At 49.4% G+C, this 17,309-nt stretch carries 17 protein-coding genes; 10 read left to right on the forward strand and 7 right to left on the reverse strand.

Annotation, left to right across the window (positions count from 1 at the left end):
* Positions 1–2 precede the first annotated feature (2 nt).
* The 6 genes from AC58QD_RS16345 (at position 3) to AC58QD_RS16370 (ending at position 6,211) form a co-directional block, all read left to right on the forward strand.
* Complete coding sequence (locus AC58QD_RS16345) at positions 3–1,622, forward strand: gamma-glutamyltransferase family protein (protein WP_497335071.1); 1,620 nt, start codon at positions 3–5, stop codon at positions 1,620–1,622.
* A gap of 285 nt (positions 1,623–1,907) precedes the next feature.
* Complete coding sequence (locus AC58QD_RS16350; RefSeq protein WP_497335073.1) at positions 1,908–2,537, forward strand: chromate transporter; 630 nt, start codon at positions 1,908–1,910, stop codon at positions 2,535–2,537.
* 95 nt (positions 2,538–2,632) lie between these two features.
* Positions 2,633–3,166 carry a chromate transporter gene (locus tag AC58QD_RS16355; protein WP_497335075.1) on the forward strand — a complete coding sequence of 178 codons (534 nt, stop codon included), beginning with the start codon at positions 2,633–2,635 and terminating at the stop codon, positions 3,164–3,166.
* Between the two features lie 35 nt (positions 3,167–3,201).
* Positions 3,202–4,200, forward strand: a complete 999-nt coding sequence (locus tag AC58QD_RS16360; protein ID WP_497335077.1) for an NAD(P)-dependent oxidoreductase — start codon at positions 3,202–3,204, stop codon at positions 4,198–4,200.
* A gap of 44 nt (positions 4,201–4,244) precedes the next feature.
* Positions 4,245–5,273, forward strand: coding sequence for a Gfo/Idh/MocA family protein (locus AC58QD_RS16365; protein ID WP_497335079.1), 1,029 nt, complete (start codon positions 4,245–4,247; stop codon positions 5,271–5,273).
* Between the two features lie 32 nt (positions 5,274–5,305).
* The gene (locus AC58QD_RS16370) at positions 5,306–6,211 is read left to right on the forward strand and encodes a Gfo/Idh/MocA family protein (protein ID WP_497335081.1); all 906 of its coding nucleotides are present in this window, start codon (positions 5,306–5,308) and stop codon (positions 6,209–6,211) included.
* A gap of 135 nt (positions 6,212–6,346) precedes the next feature.
* Here the strand turns inward: AC58QD_RS16370 and AC58QD_RS16375 are convergent, their stop codons facing one another.
* On the reverse strand, positions 6,347–6,676 hold the full coding sequence (locus tag AC58QD_RS16375; protein WP_497335083.1) for a winged helix-turn-helix transcriptional regulator: 330 nt from the start codon (positions 6,674–6,676) through the stop codon (positions 6,347–6,349).
* 120 nt (positions 6,677–6,796) lie between these two features.
* On the opposite strand from AC58QD_RS16375, the gene AC58QD_RS16380 reads away from it, so the two are divergent.
* From AC58QD_RS16380 to AC58QD_RS16390, 3 genes are all read left to right on the forward strand, one after another.
* Complete coding sequence (locus AC58QD_RS16380; RefSeq protein WP_497335085.1) at positions 6,797–7,195, forward strand: DoxX family protein; 399 nt, start codon at positions 6,797–6,799, stop codon at positions 7,193–7,195.
* A gap of 34 nt (positions 7,196–7,229) precedes the next feature.
* On the forward strand, positions 7,230–7,934 hold the full coding sequence (locus tag AC58QD_RS16385; protein ID WP_497335087.1) for a pirin family protein: 705 nt from the start codon (positions 7,230–7,232) through the stop codon (positions 7,932–7,934).
* A gap of 64 nt (positions 7,935–7,998) precedes the next feature.
* The gene (locus AC58QD_RS16390; protein WP_497335089.1) at positions 7,999–9,216 is read left to right on the forward strand and encodes an MFS transporter; all 1,218 of its coding nucleotides are present in this window, start codon (positions 7,999–8,001) and stop codon (positions 9,214–9,216) included.
* Positions 9,217–9,309: 93 nt separating this feature from the next.
* Here the strand turns inward: AC58QD_RS16390 and AC58QD_RS16395 are convergent, their stop codons facing one another.
* Positions 9,310–10,686: an MFS transporter gene (locus AC58QD_RS16395; RefSeq protein ID WP_497335091.1), complete on the reverse strand. Its 1,377-nt coding sequence runs from the start codon at positions 10,684–10,686 to the stop codon at positions 9,310–9,312.
* Positions 10,687–10,718: 32 nt separating this feature from the next.
* A complete protein-coding gene (locus tag AC58QD_RS16400; protein WP_497335093.1) occupies positions 10,719–12,002 on the reverse strand; it encodes a DegT/DnrJ/EryC1/StrS family aminotransferase in 1,284 nt (427 codons plus the stop codon).
* Between the two features lie 249 nt (positions 12,003–12,251).
* On the opposite strand from AC58QD_RS16400, the gene AC58QD_RS16405 reads away from it, so the two are divergent.
* Entirely contained in the window at positions 12,252–13,646 is a 1,395-nt protein-coding gene (locus AC58QD_RS16405; protein WP_497335095.1) for a GntR family transcriptional regulator, read from the forward strand.
* A gap of 16 nt (positions 13,647–13,662) precedes the next feature.
* On the opposite strand, the gene lepB is transcribed toward AC58QD_RS16405, so the two are convergent.
* The 4 genes from lepB to AC58QD_RS16425 all read right to left on the reverse strand — a co-directional run bounded on the left by lepB (position 13,663) and on the right by AC58QD_RS16425 (position 17,303).
* Positions 13,663–14,187 (reverse strand): signal peptidase I, encoded by a 525-nt coding sequence (gene lepB / locus AC58QD_RS16410; protein WP_497335097.1) that lies wholly within the window; start codon positions 14,185–14,187, stop codon positions 13,663–13,665.
* A 25-nt stretch (positions 14,188–14,212) separates the two neighbouring features.
* Positions 14,213–15,454: an alpha-amylase family protein gene (locus AC58QD_RS16415; RefSeq protein WP_497335099.1), complete on the reverse strand. Its 1,242-nt coding sequence runs from the start codon at positions 15,452–15,454 to the stop codon at positions 14,213–14,215.
* Between the two features lie 29 nt (positions 15,455–15,483).
* Complete coding sequence (locus AC58QD_RS16420) at positions 15,484–16,251, reverse strand: sulfite exporter TauE/SafE family protein (protein WP_497335101.1); 768 nt, start codon at positions 16,249–16,251, stop codon at positions 15,484–15,486.
* 80 nt (positions 16,252–16,331) lie between these two features.
* Positions 16,332–17,303, reverse strand: a complete 972-nt coding sequence (locus AC58QD_RS16425; protein WP_497335103.1) for a type I phosphomannose isomerase catalytic subunit — start codon at positions 17,301–17,303, stop codon at positions 16,332–16,334.
* Positions 17,304–17,309 lie beyond the last annotated feature (6 nt).

The following is a 17,309-nucleotide window of genomic DNA, read 5'->3' on the forward strand; positions in this document are numbered from 1 at the left end:
AATTGAGCGGATTTGATGCTTTATATTATCCTTATTCATCACGCCGAACAGCTGTTTATGGGCGTCGGGGCATGGTTGCGACCTCACAGCCTTTGGCAGCGCAGGCAGGCTTGGAGATTCTTAAGCTTGGGGGCAATGCGATCGACGCTGCAATAGCGACTGCAGCAAGCTTGACAGTACTCGAACCGACTTCTAACGGAATCGGAGGCGATGCATTTGCGTTGGTATGGACTGGCGGCAAGCTGCATGGATTGAATTCCAGCGGACCTTCACCGGCCGGAATCTCGATTGAGGCGTTGAAGGCCAAGGGATTCGGGGCGATGCCGAAATATGGCATTATGCCGATCACGGTACCTGGGGCTCCTGCTGCTTGGGCAGAGCTGTCGCGCCGCTTCGGCAAGCTGCCTTTCGATGAGCTCCTCAAGCCGGCGATCCGCTATGCGGTGGAAGGCTTCCCAATCTCGGCCACCCTTGATTTTTTATTCGGATATGAGTTCGACAAGTTCGATGCGATGCAAAAAGGACCGGAGTTCGCCGGCTTGTACTCGACATTTATGCGGGATGGCAAGCGTCCTCGGGCAGGGGAATTGTGGCGTTTCCCCGATCATGCGAGGACGCTGATGCGAATCGCGGATAGCCGCTCTGAGGAATTCTATCGCGGAGAGCTGGCTGGGCGAATCGATGCTTTTGTGCGAGAGCACGGCGGATACTTGACGAAGGAAGATCTGGCCAGCTACCGACCGGAGTGGGTAGATCCTGTCCGTACGGACTACCGCGGGTATGACGTGTGGGAGATTCCGCCTAACGGTCATGGAATGGTAGCGCTGATGGCTTTGAATATGCTGCGCGGGTATGAGTTCGATGCTGGCTCGCGGGACAGTGTGGATACGCATCATAAGCAGATTGAAGCGATGAAGCTTGCTTTTGCGGATGGTCAGCACTACATTACCGATCGGGCGCACATGAAGATTAGCGTGGACGCGATGCTGTCTGAGGCTTATGCTGCTGAGCGCAGAGCGCTTATCGGGGAAACGGCGATTATGCCGGCACCTGGAACACCTCCGCAAGGAGGCACCGTGTATGTTGCAACGGCTGATGAAGAAGGCAACATGGTGTCGTTCATTCAGAGCAACTACATGGGCTTCGGCTCGGGTGTTGTGGTTGAAGGTACAGGAATCGCGCTGCAGAACCGCGGCAGTGATTTCTCCTTGGATCCGACACATGCAAATGCCCTGGCTCCTGGCAAAAAATCTTACCATACAATTATTCCAGGCTTCCTTAGCAAGGATGGCGAGCCTGTCGGTCCATTCGGCGTAATGGGCGGTTACATGCAGCCGCAGGGTCACCTCCAAATGGTGATGAACACGGTGGATTTCGGGCTGAATCCGCAAGCAGCACTTGATGCTCCGCGCTGGCAGTGGAAGGAAGGCAAGACGATCGAAGTGGAGCCAAGCTTCCCAGATCATCTGGCGCAAGCGTTGGTGCGGCGCGGTCATCACATTGTGCGGTCGGCGCATCCGTTCAACTTCGGCCGCGGCCAGATCATCTGGCGCAATCCGGAGAGCGGCGTGCTCGTCGGCGGCACTGAGCCGCGAACGGACGGACATATTGCGGTCTGGTGATTTGTTGCGATGATGTGTTGTTTTTTGATTGGCTGGCTGGCTGGCTGAGTGAGTGGTCTCGGAATGGGCAGGCGTTTGTTTAGCACTCCTTGTGCGGCATTAGTTAAGCAAACCTTACTATTAGTGAGGATAAATTAACTAATTCGTCATGTAGATAGGTGTCGGAAGGAAATAATTAATCTAACTTAACTAATTCGAAAGATTAGTTTACTAATACTTAAGTTTGCTTCACTAATTGTGTTATTGGTAATCAGAAGGGTGTGCGAGGTAAGTGAGGTGGACGAGATGAAACACAGCTTGGATTGGAGCTTGCAGCGGGATATATTTATCGGATTTCTGCGTTCGGGCTTATTAGGATACGGCGGAGGTCCTTCAACAATTCCGCTCGTCCATCGCGAGGTCGTTGAGAAATACCGTTGGATGACGAATGATGAATTTGCGGACGTGCTCGCGCTAGGTAATACTTTGCCAGGGCCAATCGCAACGAAGATGGCGGGTTACATCGGGTATCGGTTAGCGGGGATCTTCGGACTGATTACTGCCTTGATCGCTACGGTGTTGCCAACCGCTATCGCAATGATCGCCCTTATTGGCCTTTTGTCGGCTTTCCGTGATTCGCCAGTGGTGGCTGGGATGACGGAAGCGGTAGCTCCCATTATCGCTGTCATGCTGGCATCGATGACCTGGCAATTTCTCAAGCAATCGAAAAAAGAACTGGGCTGGATGGGCTGTTCCTTATTGGCGGCAGGCAGCTTGCTTCTATATGGTCTGCTTAAGGTGCACCCTGCTTTTATCATCCTCGCATTGTTGATCGCAGCGTTGCTCGGGAATCCCGCATCTTTGTGGAAGGGCATGGGGAAAGGCGGCAAAGGCGCGAAGCAGAAGGAAACAGGGAAGAGCACGGCATCCATGTAAGCTTTCGGGCCTATTGCGATTTAACACGGAAAACCCGTGGTAAACGCCGCCAATGGCGCTGCGCAGGCGAAATACAAGGAGGGAGGATCCGCCGCATGGAGTTGTTTTGGCATTTGTTTCTTGCTTTTTTGATCCCTTCAATTGTGGGCTACGGCGGCGGACCGGCATCCATCCCGCTCATTCAGAATGAAGTGGTAGACCGTTATGGTTGGTATACGGTTGAACGTTTCGGGGAATTGCTCGCCATGGGCAATGTCTTACCGGGACCGATTGCAACGAAGATGGCGGCTTACATTGGGTATGATTATGGAGGAATCCCGGGGGCTTTGGTGGCATTGTTTGCTACTGTCGCACCTTCGCTCATTATCATGATTGCTCTTCTGCAGCTCTTATATCGTTATCGCAATGCACCGCGAGTGAAGCGGATGACGGCTTGGATTCGTCCTACAGTTGCCGTGTTGTTAGGTTTGCTTGCTTATCAGTTTTTTGTGTCTTCCTGGCAAGGTGCAGGATTGTGGCACACATTGGTGCTGGTAGCAGCGTCGGTGTACTTATTAGAACGAAAAAAGGTGAATCCGGCGTATGTGATTGCTGGAGCACTAGTATATGGCGCTGTGCTCTTGTCTTGATTTACCATCCTGTCGAAGAATCGGAGTGACCTTGTATGCGGTTGAAAATGTTACACCTGGGCACATCCCGCTCAAGGATGCCAGTAGACGGTTTGTTCATAGAGGAGCTTCAGAAGCTTGGCGATCTAACGATTATTCGCAATGGGAATGAGATGACTCCCGCGCAGAGAGCAGATCTGATACGCCAGCATCAAATTCTCCTCACCATGTGGGGTGCGGCTCCTGTTCCAATTGAGGTCGCAAGCAACCCAGGTCAGCTTGAGTATATCTGCAATATTACGGGCGAGATGACGAGCTGGATCCCGCTCGAGATTATTGAGTCGAATATTCCCGTGACGAATTGGGGCGATGCGCCAGCTGATGAGATTGCCGAAGCGGCCATGACACTGCTTCTAGCCATAGTCAAAGAGCTTCGCCCTCAGGTGAAGCATATTGAAGGAGGCGGTTGGCGGCTGGACGGTCGCCCTCGCGGTTCAATCAAGGGGCTTCAGGTAGGCATTTACGGCCTGGGTGTTATTGGGCGCCGTTTCGTTGAGCTTCTGCGCCCATTCGGTGCGAAGCTTACTGTATATGATCCGTTCGTCAAAGAGCTGCCGGAAAGCTGCAAGCGAGCTCATACTTTGGAGGAGTTATTCGACAGCTCCTTAGCAATAGTCGTTCACGCGGCTTTGACACGGGAGACACGCAGCTCGATCACAGCAGAGCTGCTTGCCCGGCTGCCGGATCACAGTGTCATCATTAATACAGCACGGGGAGAAATCTTCGATCAGGATGCTTTATTCGCTGAGCTCGAGAGCGGCAGATTGCGTGCTGGTCTTGATGTTCTGGCGGGCAACGATGAGCTTGAATCCGAGCATCCTGCCAGGCGATGGGATCATTGCGTGTTCACGGCACATACGCTGGCCAAAGTGAATTGGAACCTGCCTCCGCTGCTCCCGCGCGAGGTAATCTGTCTAGACAATATCAGACGACATATGAACGGAGAGCAGCTTCGCTTTCGAATGGATCGCGGCCGCTACATGCTCAGCACGTAATAAAACCCTGTTACTTCCAGGATCGTAGAAAGGAAGGAATAATCATGAAGTCGGACATCACCAAGTTCGCCCTGATCGGAGCAGGGGTTATTGCTCCCCAACATGCTCGGGCGATTGTTGCGCATCCCCAAGCGCAGCTTGCAGCCGTCGTCGATAAAGATATAGACAAAGCCCGTAAGCTGGCAGAGGAGTTCAACATTCCGTACATCTATACAGACATAGAAGAGATGCTTAAGAATGACGAGATCAGTGTCGTTAACATTACCGTACCGAGTGGGCTTCATGGGCAACTGAGTGTGGCCGCAAGCCAAGCTGGGAAGCATGTGCTTTGCGAGAAACCGTTGGAGATCAACAGCGAGCGTATGACCGAAATGATCCAGGCAGCACGCGGGAACAATGTGAAGCTGGGCTGTGTGTATCAACGCCGGTTCATGCCTGCTGCCGCTGCTGTGAAACAAGCGATACGTGAGAATAAGCTTGGGAAGCTGGTGCTTGGCGATGTGTACCAGAAGTATTACCGCAGCCCGGAGTACTATCGCAGCGCGGGCTGGCGCGGCACTTGGGCGATCGACGGCGGCGGAGCCTTGATGAACCAAGGTGTCCACGGGATCGACCTGATGCTGTGGCTAGCTGGTGAAGTGCACTCCGTATTCGCTTACTCTGCTCCGTTAGTAAGAGAGATTGAGGTAGAAGATACCGCAGTAGCTGTAGTGAAATATAAGAATGGCGCTTTCGGTGTCATTCAGGGCACTACATCCGTCTACCCGAATCAAGGGGCTCGTTATGAGCTTCACGGAGAAAAGGGAACGATTATTTTTGACGATGATGGTATCCGCCAGTGGAAATTTATTGACCATGATGAAGCCGCTCCAATTGTAGAAGGAAGGATCAGCTCCAAGACAGACCCGACCCAGATAACGAAAGACGGTCACTACATTCTCGTAGATGATATGATCTCCGCGATTCGAGAAGATCGCGATCCTCTGATATCAGGAGAGGAAGCTCGTAAAGCGGTGGATGTTATTCTGGCTATCTATGAATCAGGACGTACGGGAAAAGAGATCGTGTTGTAGGTTGCAGCTAATAGGGAAGGAGAAATCACACTTTGAGTAACGCATTGAGAATAGGCATGATCGGATTAGACACATCCCATAGTAGAGCTTTTACAAAGCTGCTTAATGATGAGAATGCACCGTTTCACGTGGGTGGCGGTCGAGTAACGATAGCTTTTCAGGGTGGATCTCCTGATTTTGAGCTGAGCTGGTCCAGGGTAGACAGATTTACAACAACCGTAAGAGAGGAGTACGGGGTTAAGATCACGGATCAATTGGAAGAAGTGGCTGAGCAGTCGGACGCGATCTTACTCACCTCCGTCGATGGTAGGGTACATTTGGAGCAATTCCGAGCTATTGCCCCTTTCGGCAAGCCGGTCTTTATCGATAAACCATTCGCGGTCACTTCCTCAGATGCTGAAGCGATCATGGCGCTTGCTCGTGAGCACAGTGTCCCTGTGATGAGCTCCTCCTCGCTCAGATACGCGGAAGATCTTGTTATTGCTCTGCAGGACGGGGCGAGAGGAGATATTATTGGCGCCGATTGTTACGGTCCGATAGAATTACAGCCTACCCAACCGGGGTTATTCTGGTATGGTATTCATTGCGCCGAGATGCTGCATGCCATCCTGGGACGCGGTTGTGTGCAGGTAACGGCCATCGCGAACGATCACTACGAGGGTATTACAGCGTTGTGGGCAGACGGTCGGATCGGTACGATACGCGGGAACCGCAAAGGCAACCGCACCAATGGAGCATTAATTCATCGTACCAATGGCACGCAGTTCGTGGATGTAGGGAACCATCCAAAACCCAAGTATGCAGGATTACTTGAACGAGCAATGGACATGTTTCGGACTGGGAAACTTGGCATCGATCCAGAAGAGACGCTCGCTATTGTTCGTTTCCTTGAAGCAGCTAATGAAAGTCGCGCAACGGGAAAGACCGTTTACTTATAGGCCCTTTTAGCCTGCTGATTGTAATATGAACTAGCCATTTTTTGTATGGTGTTTATAAGATGCTCCTCCAAACAAAACGACCGTCCGGTTCCCGGACGGTCTAGTTTCGTTGCTCCCGGCAAATGCGCCCTATTTCTACACCAACCACTGGTCTCCCCATTTCTGGACCTCTGCCATTACATCACGGAGGGCGCGACCTTTATCGGTTAGATCGTATTCGATACGGATCGGCATCTCAGGGTAGACTCTGCGGATAAGGACACCTTGCTGCTCCAGTTCTTTGAATCTCTCTGTGAGCATGCGGTCACTCATACCTGGAATCATATTCGAGATATCTTTAAATCGTAATGGTCCGTTCATTAATACTTGAATAATGAGACCGGTCCATCGTTTACCCAAAATCTCAAAAGCGGTTTCGAACTTGGGACAAAGATGCATTGGGTGTGCTGAGTCCATGGAATCCATGATTATCATCTCCTGAAATAATTATAACATAGTTACTTGACAAAAGTAAGTGTCCGCGATATTATACTAACATAAAGTAAGCAACAAACAAAAAATATGATGAAAAGGAGATGCTGCTTTATGTTAAGCTTAGGATTACTTATTATTCGTATCGTGATCGGACTGACATTCATTGGTCACGGTGTTCAGAAATTATTTGGTTGGTTCGGCGGCTACGGCCCAAAAGGTACAGGTGGATGGTTGGAATCCATCGGTATTCGTCCAGGTATTCTGATGGCCGTTCTGGCTGGTTTGCTGGAGGTCGGAGGAGGCATACTATTCGCAGCAGGCTTCTTGACTCCTCTTGCAGCGGCCATTATTATTGTTACAATGTTAGTAGCCATCATTAAAGTACATGGAAGTAATGGCTATTGGGTCACTGCAAACGGGATTGAATACAACGTAGTGCTCATTGCAGTTTCATTAGGTGTCGCATTCGCAGGAGCTGGCATTTACTCCATCGATCACTTGCTATTCTAAACTTGCTCAATCTAATCTTAAAGGAGATGTTATTATGTTACAAGTATATCCTTCTTCCAGTCGTTACTCCGCTGACCACGGGTGGTTGCAAAGCCGCTTCGGATTTTCATTTGCCGAATATCGGGATCCTGCCAACATGAATTTTGGTCCGCTTCGCGTATTCAATGATGATATTGTTCAACCTGAGAATGGATTCGGTATGCATCCTCATAGAGAGATGGAAATTGTGTCCGTTGTGCTCAAAGGCCGGATCCAGCATGAAGACAGCATGGGTAACAAGGAAATTCTTTTACCTGGAGAAATTCAACGCATGACGGCTGGAACTGGAATTACCCATTCGGAGGTCAATCCTTCCAAGGATGAAGAGCTGCACCTGCTTCAACTATGGTTCTTGCCAGATCAGAGTCGACTCGAGCCTTCTTACGAGCAGTTCGCTTACGATCAAGCCGCCATGCACGGAGCTTTGCTTCCCGTTGTATCGAGTAAAGCCCATTCCGAACACAGAGTCGCTCATATTCATCAGGACATGACCTTATACTTGTCTCGCTTGGATGCGGGTGAACGGATCACATTCAATCAAGATAGTTCCCGCAGAACGTACGTCTTCAACATAGAAGGGTCTCTCTCTATTAACGGACAGTTGCTGCAAGAGCGAGATTCTGCAAGAAGCACAGATGAAACAACAATAGACCTGGTTGCCGCCGCGGATAGTTATTTCATGTTGATTGATCTGCCATAATGTGTGCATAATGGATTAGACAATAATCGGTATGGAGTTAACCTGTCGGGAGTGGACCAATCAAGTGGGATTAAGCAGCGATTTACGCAAGTTGTTGATCATGAATATTGTAGCACAAGTGATATATATCTACATCGGCATTTTCATTAATTTGTATATTTGGGAAGACGGCAAGAAGATCTCCGATATAGCACTATTTAATATGTCCTTGTTCATTGGTTGGAGCATTGGGTTCACACTTGGAGCACACTTGATGACGCGTTATTCCATTCGCCTCGTTTTCGCCTTATCAGCGATAGCGGGGCTGGTGGTGTTTACTTCCCTTTCATTTCTTCATTTGGATAATCGGATCCTGTGGATTGTTCTAATCGGTGCTTTTGTCGGCCTCACCTTCGGGTCCTTCTATGCGGCTCATAACCTTAGCATTTCTTTATCCGGGCAAGTGAAGGATTTGGGAAGCTACTATTCCTATGTTAATGTTTTTCAGCAAATCGCCTCGGTTACGGTTCCCATTGCATCAGCATTAATCATTCAATGGTTCGGCTATCCGGGCTCATTCTTGATGATGCTGATTATCGTTACAGTGATGCTTGCTTTGTCGAAGCTTGTCCCTAATTTATCATTGACTCATGTAGTCAAGGAAGAAGGCGAGTGGTACAAAGGGATGGCGTATGGCAATCTATTTCGTAATCGCAGTGACAAATGGTTGAACATAGCTTTTTTTGCAGTAGGCGTGTTTATACAATTTCAAAATTTATTCGTGCTGCTATTTACGTTCCATGTAACCGAGAATAAGCTGCTTATCGCGCTGCTCAATACGGCATATACATTATCTTCCTTTGCAGCCCTGTATTTGTATCGAAGAGTCCGGTTATCTGAAAATACCTGGATCTTGCTCGGGATGTCATGCATGTCTATTGGTTTTTTGATATCCATAGCATATATTTCTCCGCTTTTGGTAGTCTCTAATATATTGTCCACAATCGGGATGTTCTATTTCAATATTAATTGGATGATCAAAGTTTTCCGTTCGGTTAACCATTTGAGCCCGATGGGCAAGCTGAGGGTATTGCTTTGGCGTGAATGTATCGTGTGTTTGTCCCGATGCTGCATGCTGACCGTTTTATTTTTCCTGAATGATATTCGAGGTGCCATGTTTGCTGGTATTGTGTTTCTTACTATTCTTTGTTTATTCATAATTCGTTTCTGCTTATCACGGTATGAACGTCTGAGTGTGAAAGAAGCGGCAGAAGCTAGCAAGGTCTCTGCAAGCACCTACTGAATCGACGCCATTCACAATAAGAGGCGAATAGCCTCGCCTTCGTCCTCATCCTAAATATCGAACCTTCCACTAGCCCATAGAAAAGACGGAACGTTAAACGTTCCGTCTTTTCGGTCTCATCCAGCTAAACACCGTCAAGCACAATGCAAATGCGCAGCATATTACGAATAACCAGCGAATCTTAGATGCGAGCACCGCAGTATCTACTGCAGCACCGCCTAGCTGACCTACTAGCAAAACGGCTAAGCCAATCCCGACAATCATCCCCAAGTAGCGGATGAGGGCGAGCATGCTGCCAACCAAGCTTGCCTTGGCTGCCGGGGCGTTGCCCATGATGTCGGCATTGTTGGAAGCAAGGAAGAATCCGCTGCCTAAGCCGAACAACGAGCTGTACAAAACCGTATCCCACACGGACACTTCACTGCCCAATATGATCGGCAGCGTGGACAGTGCGCAGCATATCGCTCCTGCCGTCGTGGGGATGCGCGCACCATAGCGATCGCGGTACCAGCCGGCCACTGGGCCCATGATGCCCATGAACACAGGCTGGATGGCCAGGAGCAGGCCGACATTCCGCGTCGACAGCTGCAGCACGTTCTGCATGTAGAACGTGATCGGGATTAGTGACGCCATCTGAGCGGCGTAGAACAGGAAGGCGGACAAGTTGCCGATGCCGATATACTTGTTCTTATACAAGATCCGATCGAGGATACCATGCTCGAGCTTGCGTTCATAGACGAGCAAGATGACAATCAGGGCGATACCGGCCGCGCCCAGGCTCAGCACAAGGGTCGTGAATCCGTTCTGCTCAGCGACTACAGCCGCATAGAGCAAGATCGTCGTCGCTAAGGCGAGCAGGGTTGAACCTAATAGATCGAGCGGATGGTAGGCCCTCTCAGTATCAGGGAACCAACGTAAGCCGAACACAAGGGCGACCACGCCAAGCGGAACATTGAGCCAGAACAGCAGCGGCCATCCGGCGATTTCCATCAGGAAACCCCCTATGGCAGGACCAGATAACGTACCAATCGACATTACGATTGTATTGATCCCCAGTGCTTTCCCGCGCTCGTGATCCGGGAATATAGCCCTAACCATCGCCTGGCTGTTCGCCATGATCATTGCAGAGCCGACACCTTGTATGCATCGCGCAATAATAATCGTTAGCAGGCTGCTGGATAGTGCTGCGCACAAGGAGCCTAGACCGAAGATCAGGAATCCCCAGCTGTAGATTTTCCTTCTATCGAGCCTATCCGACAGTTTGCCTAATATAGGCAGCAGGGCAACCATTGTCAGCAAATACGAGGTCACGACCCATTGGACATAGGATAAGTTTGTTTCGAACTCATAGGCCATCGTCGGTAGAGCCAGGTTGACAATACCGACATCCAATGTTGTCATGAACGTCCCCAGGTTAACGAGCTGCAGAATCAGCCAGCGATTCGGTAGCGGTGTATTAGATTGAATCATGAATGAAGTCTCCTGCCATCTGCGGCATGGCTTTAGTTCTTACCTGCCAATTGTTGATCTCTTAGGAATGCATATACCTTGGAAATGCCTTCGATAATTTCTTCCACATCTTGCTCAGTCAAAGTCGGAGCAAGGGGCAGGAAAGTCGTTCTCGGAATCAGATCAATAGCCCGAGGACACATATCATCGCTATATACAACCGGATTCTTGAATGGGTAGTTGAACGGGAAATTATCTTTATCAGCCGTGCGTTGGTTGAAGATAGCAGGTGTCCGATAAGCCGGCTTACCCAAATACAGCAAGTGTGTGCTTATATTCTCAGCCTGTGTAGCTTTATTAAAAGCAGCAGCAGCCTCAGCGGAAGGCAGGATCATTCCCAGATTAGATCCGATCTGTCCGTCTGGATCTGGGCAATCGCGGAATTTCAATTCAGGGAATTGCTCTGCGAGCGCCTGTTTAACAGTTTGATGCGATTGTCTCATCGAAGCGATAATAGAGGGAAGCTTCTTCCATTGCTCATATACTACAGCTCCTGTGATGTCGCTCATCCGATAGTTTTGTCCGACTATGGCGAATTGATCGTCAGGTGAATCCATACCGTAGCGGTCCCTATGGCGCAGAATGCCTTGATCGTGGTAGCGAATAGCGCGTTCGAACAGCTTGATATCACGTGTGACAACCGCTCCGCCTTCACCAGCCGTGATGATCTTGTTCATCTGGAAGCTGAACGCTCCGATTGTTCCAATCGTGCCGGCGTGTTGTCCTTTATAAGTAACACCGCAGGATTGAGCCACATCTTCAATGACGGGAATGTTTTTGCGCTTGGCGAACTCCATAATAGGGTCCATGTCAACCGGATTACCGAGAATAGGCACAACGATGATCGCTTTCACATCTTCATCGTATACTTGCTCAAGCGCAGCAGGATCCAAGTTCATGCTCTCGTCGATGTCGCAGAATACCGGAACCGCGTTGCAGCATACAACTGCTCCAGGAGTGGCCAGGAAAGTGTTGGCAGGCACAATGACCTTGTCCCCGTATCCAATTCCAAGCGCTTTCATAGATACAATAAGAGACGCCGTACAGGATGTCACTCCCAGTACATAAGGAATATTCAAGTCTGCTGACATAGCATCTTCCAGCTTTTGTACTGCAGTTTGAGGATTAGGTGAATAGTATCGAAAAGGAGACTGCGCCAGAATGACCTTGGATGCGAAATCGGCCTCCTCTTGTCCCATGACTACCGCACCCGGGTAATTGGGCGGCAATGGTTTGCTGCGGGCTGGAGTTCCACCTTCGATGGCAAGTTTTTTCATCGTACAACCTCGTTTCATTTTTGGGTTTTAACTTACATTCCCCATTGTAAATGATTCCTAGAGGAATGCTACAACTTTATTTTGTCCTTAATTAACATCAGCTGTCAGGTACGTCGGGAGGGCATTTTGTATTTTTGCGGATTTTGGCTCGCATGCCGAGAGACGTGTGCCGCGATTGTTTTCCCGTTGATGAGCTATCGGGCGCATGGTACAATTTGTCTAAGGACAAAGAATAGGGGGTTCGAAGGTATGAAACGGGGAGAAGATTACTTATATATCCAGCTGACGAACACCTTAAGGGAACAGATCAATTCGGGTAAGATCAAGCCTGGGGAATCCTTGATGTCGGAGAATGACCTAGCCAAACATTATCAGATGAGCAGGGTCTCTGTTCGGAAGTCGCTGCAATTGCTTGTGGCTGACGGAGTCGTCATTACCCAGAATGGCAGATGCTCCATCGTGAACCCGACATACGTGCCGCGTCCGAACGCAACATTTCGCATATTCGCTGATGCTCCATCCTACTTCGTGGAATACAACCTCCAGAACATACTTGCCGAATTCAGACTGAAGCATCCTGAAGTAGATGTGCAGGTGCTGTCTTTTCCGAAATGGGTGTTCTGGGAGACTATAGAGAATGTAGAGAACTCGGGCTTAAAGGCAGACCTGATTCTTTTGACGGACAGTCAGCTGCGTCAAGAATCCGAGGACTCGTCATGGGTGGATTTGGCTGGAGAATTCGACACAGAGGGACTCCAGATCTATCCGCGCCTTCTTCAATCACCGAGTAATGATGACCGAACGTTAAGATCCTTGCCGCTTTCGATGTCGACGGTTTTTCTAGTCTATAATCCAACGATTTTCCGAGAGCATGGGGTGCCTTTTCCAAATAAAAGTTGGTCGATGGATGAGTTTCAAGAAACCGCCAAAGCACTTACGATCGATACAGATCGCGATGGGATTACAGATATTTATGGTTTTTGTGTAGCTCCTTCGTGGAACCGTTGGCCGATTATTGCCCAGCAGAACAACATATCCTTCACGAATATTAGGGAGGAGGCGGATCGCCTTGCTGAAGTGTTAGAGGTTATTCGCAGGATGGCCTTCCGGGATCGGAGCCTGTTAGTGTATCCCAAAGAGATCAAAGGATTCGGCCCTTTCTATTACGGTAAAGCAGCGATGACGCTAACTACGAACGTAGAACTTGGGGTGTGGCGCGCGGGCGGCATGCCATTCCAGGCCAAGATTGCGCAGCTGCCATTCGGACCAGTTAAGGCAAGGAAAATCGGGGCTATCTACGGTATGGTGCCAAAGGACGGGGATTGTCGATTGGCGATGGACATGCTCCACATTGCAATAAGCGATGAGACTCAGGGACAGCTCGTGCGTTCGGGGATGTACCTCTCAGTTCGGCGTAACATCAATGAGGGAGTTTGGGATCATGATGACATGAAGTTGATTCAAGAAGAGGAGTTGCTCGGCGATCGCAGCTACTTCATGCAGGAACTATTTCCGAATCGTGAGATGATAGCCAAACTGGAAGCGGATATGGAGCTATTCTGGTCTGGGGTAGAGGCAGTAGGGCCCTTAATTGAAAGGTTGAAAAAAACATTCCCTCAAGCAGACTGGATCCCGCCTGCTTGAGGTTTTTTCTGTGTAATTAAATCGTACCGATATGATTGAAAGGATAGAAACGCAATATAACTTTCCCCATCAGCTCATCGGCTGGCACGAAGCGGTTAGGCCACAAATGTCCGTCATAGCTGTTATTGCGATTATCGCCCAGAAAGAAATATTGCTCATCAGGCACTTGTATGGGGCCGAACGAATAGTTCATGCGGCTTGTCAAATAAGGCTCGTCTGCTTGTACTCCATTTCGGAACAGCACACCGTCCCGTACTTCAATCGTATCCCCGGGCAGTCCGATCAACCGTTTAACATAACGGACTGTTCCTTTGCCGTTGGCATCATGATTGAATACGACGATATCACCATGCTCCCATGTCGTGAATTGCAACATTTTCTCAATAATCAACCGATCGTTGACCTGGATGCTAGGCAGCATAGACCCTGTAGGGACTTTGACCGCTTGAGCTACATAGGTTTGTACAACAATACTTAGAATAATGGCAATTGCCAGCGGGGTTAGCCATTCTTTCAAGATTTTACGCAATGGATGCTTCATAAGGCTCCTCCTGACTCACTATCGTCTATAGAATGTGTTTCCACGAACCGAAATGAAAGAAACAGATGCCTGTAGCTCCTGAGCTAAGGGCTTGTTGTTCATATACTTGCAGCTGCTCTGCAGATATCTCATATTCTGGCGAGTGCAGGATGCCTGGGTAGAACGGTACAGCAGAACGTGGGCCAGCAGCAACGATTGCTCTTCTAATCTGATCCCCTACTACTTGTCCGAAGCTGTCAGCATTCAACCAATAATCCATCGGACATATGAAATCGACCAGTTGCTCGGTAATCCAGTTCTCCCACTTCTGCCCGAATAATTCGTATTCACTGCCAGCTTGCAGCGGTTCTTGCCGCAGTTCGTTCCCATAGGGGGCGTTGTACCAAATGGTTGCCGATATTTGCGCAGATGGATGGGCAGCCTTCACCGTCGTGTGAATGGAACGAATAACCTCAGTGATGAGACTGGCTCTATACGCAGCCCATTCGTGCGGATGTTCCCGTAAAATCCATGCCGACTGCTCAGAGGTAGTGTCACCAAGCTCCTTTGGAAGCTGAATCCCGGTCTCCCCTGTGAATCCGCGGATACAGTCACCGCAGAAGCAAAACCGATAATCGCGTTTCAGAACGACCTTGTCCCCGATAGGGGGATCGTTGTACGAATTAGAAGAAGCTTCGACGAAAAAGGTCGTCCGCTCCCCGTTTTCATTCTCCAACCGCAGTTTCTGACCCTTCTTAGGCACGCTGCTCAGCCAGTGACCTGCATGCTTCGTATCCAGCGTTAGAATGCTCTCATAATGGTAGTAACGAACAAAATCCAGGTGAATGCCAGCTAATCCCGGGAATGCGTCAAGCAGATCTGAGCAGTTACGGCTAATGGTTCTGACTACTTGCGGCTTCCCTGGATCGAACACAAAGGCGTTGCCGCTGATCGGCTCCTCCCAACTGTTGATTCCATGGGCATCTACACAATAACAGGAAGGGTCATCGAACAATAACTCGTTCCGGTCAGAGGTCCGTTGGATTAAAGCCCCTACCATTCCGTGTACTTCGATTCCATCCGCACGGCAAGCAGTGATTAATGCTCCTACTTGATTATGCATTTCGACGCTTACCGATTTGGCGCGAGGGGGAAGGTGCAGAAGCACTTTGCCTACTTTATTGCGAGCGCACCAATTTATAAACGAATCAAGCTCCTCGTTATTGCGCACTTCCTTGCCCGAATACAACCACACTGCATTAAGCTTGTTTGCTGCTGCTTCTGACATACTGGTTCCTCCTCATCGGTATTCTGTACTTAATTGTGCATGAAATCCCATATTTGCTTGCCGATAAGCAGAGTGGACATAGCGATAAAGAGCGGTTTCACATAGCCTGCTCCATTGCGAATAGCCACACGCGAGCCAATTAATGCACCGAAGATCATCGAAATCGCCATGGGTATACCATAATAGAAATTCACATAGCCCATTATTGTAAACGTAATTAAGCTTCCAAGGTTGCTTGCCAGATTGAGAACCTTCGCATTTCCAGCCGCACCAACAAAATCGAAGCCAAGCAGAAGAAAAGCGAAGATGAGGAAAGAGCCTGTCCCGGGACCGAAGAATCCATCGTAGAAACCTATAACCAATGCCACGATTGCACTTACCAGTGCAGTGCCTCTGCCTATGCCTTTATATGTAGACAGACTGCCCCAGTTTTTCTTGAACAAGGTGTATAAGGTTACGAGTACAAGAAGAACGACCACGATCGGCTTGAGGAATGAGGCTGGAATGAATCGAACTGTTAAGGCCCCAGCTATGGATCCCGCAAGAGCTAGCGGGAATAACCACCGGACTAACCGCATATTAATTTTCCCTGATAAAAGGAAGGAAGTGGAGCTTGTCAGGGAGGACATCGTGCCGCCTAACTTATTCGTTCCGAGCACGATACCAGGTGGTAATCCGGTGAGCATTAAGGCTGGGACAGATATAAGGCCGCCTCCCCCGACAACAGAGTCAATGAATGACGCAAGGAAACCAGCTGCAATCAGGAAGAGCAGCATTTCTAATGTGGGATGTTCCATTCCTCGTTCTTCTCCTACCATGTGTGTAATGTAAAAGCCTACAACCCGCCCAAAAGGGGTAATAGGCTTTTTCAGCTTATTTAAGGCAAGTAGCTGCGGAGTAAAGTATAAGCTCCTTCAAGCTTATAATCACCTAGTGTAGCGGGTAACAAGAAGCAATCACCTGACTTTACCGATAATTCACCATCTGCCCACTTAAGTGTGCCTGTTCCGTCGCATATTACAAGGACGACGAAGCTGTCAGGGGTTGTTTGCAGCTCCCATGAACTTTCAACTGAACCTTTCTCGACAACGAAGTAAGGGGATCTGGCTAGCATAAGCCATTCATTCGGTCCGGCTAATTCAGTAGTCATTCGACTTGCATCGTTGCCTTCGTAGGCGATGACCGCCAAGGAATCTTCGATGTGCAATTCCCTGGGCTTGCCGTCAAGACCAGGTCGATCGTAATCGTAGAGGCGATAGGTTGTATCCGAATTTTGTTGAATCTCTGCAGCGAGGACACCAGCGCATAGGGCATGGACAGTACCAGCAGGAATATAGAAGGAATCGCCGGCCTTGACATCCACTTCCTGCATACATTCCATAATGCGGCCTTCGTGTATCGCTTCAGCGAAGCTCTCACGTGTGACGCCCGGCTGAAGGCCGTATATAATCTTGGCTCCCGGCTTGGCATCAAGGATGTACCACATCTCTGTCTTGCCGAGCTCCCCGGCAGGAAGTCCGATATAGTCGTTATCAGGATGCACCTGAACCGACAAGTCATCGTTACAATCAAGCAGCTTGATCAATAGAGGGAAACGAGTGCTCGCATCAACCAATGCCCGGTTACCGAATAAAGTCGCACCATATTTGGAACGCACCTCATCAAGACCTAGACCGGCTAACTCACCGTTCATAACCTTAGTCGTTCCATTCGGATGATCTCCGATCATCCAGCCTTCTCCGATCGGACCATCGGGCAGATCAAGTCCGAATTGCTCAAGGGCACGGCCGCCCCAGACACGTTGTTTCATTTCTGCTTGGAATTGCAAGGGATAAGGCTTAATCGTCATCGTGAA

This window comes from Paenibacillus sp. J2R1T-4 (genome assembly GCF_059692235.1).

Bases quoted from the DNA above. Each gene is read 5' to 3' on its own strand.
- AC58QD_RS16350 (WP_497335073.1), top strand. From the start codon at position 1,908: ATGAAACACAGCTTGGATTGGAGCTTGCAGCGGGATATATTTATCGGA.
- AC58QD_RS16355 (WP_497335075.1), top strand. From the start codon at position 2,633: ATGGAGTTGTTTTGGCATTTGTTTCTTGCTTTTTTGATCCCTTCAATT.
- AC58QD_RS16360 (WP_497335077.1), top strand. From the start codon at position 3,202: ATGCGGTTGAAAATGTTACACCTGGGCACATCCCGCTCAAGGATGCCA.
- AC58QD_RS16365 (WP_497335079.1), top strand. From the start codon at position 4,245: ATGAAGTCGGACATCACCAAGTTCGCCCTGATCGGAGCAGGGGTTATT.
- AC58QD_RS16375 (WP_497335083.1), bottom strand. From the start codon at position 6,676: ATGGATTCCATGGACTCAGCACACCCAATGCATCTTTGTCCCAAGTTC.
- AC58QD_RS16380 (WP_497335085.1), top strand. From the start codon at position 6,797: ATGTTAAGCTTAGGATTACTTATTATTCGTATCGTGATCGGACTGACA.
- AC58QD_RS16385 (WP_497335087.1), top strand. From the start codon at position 7,230: ATGTTACAAGTATATCCTTCTTCCAGTCGTTACTCCGCTGACCACGGG.
- AC58QD_RS16395 (WP_497335091.1), bottom strand. From the start codon at position 10,686: ATGATTCAATCTAATACACCGCTACCGAATCGCTGGCTGATTCTGCAG.
- AC58QD_RS16400 (WP_497335093.1), bottom strand. From the start codon at position 12,002: ATGAAAAAACTTGCCATCGAAGGTGGAACTCCAGCCCGCAGCAAACCA.
- AC58QD_RS16405 (WP_497335095.1), top strand. From the start codon at position 12,252: ATGAAACGGGGAGAAGATTACTTATATATCCAGCTGACGAACACCTTA.
- lepB (WP_497335097.1), bottom strand. From the start codon at position 14,187: ATGAAGCATCCATTGCGTAAAATCTTGAAAGAATGGCTAACCCCGCTG.
- AC58QD_RS16415 (WP_497335099.1), bottom strand. From the start codon at position 15,454: ATGTCAGAAGCAGCAGCAAACAAGCTTAATGCAGTGTGGTTGTATTCG.
- AC58QD_RS16420 (WP_497335101.1), bottom strand. From the start codon at position 16,251: ATGGAACATCCCACATTAGAAATGCTGCTCTTCCTGATTGCAGCTGGT.
- AC58QD_RS16425 (WP_497335103.1), bottom strand. From the start codon at position 17,303: ATGACGATTAAGCCTTATCCCTTGCAATTCCAAGCAGAAATGAAACAA.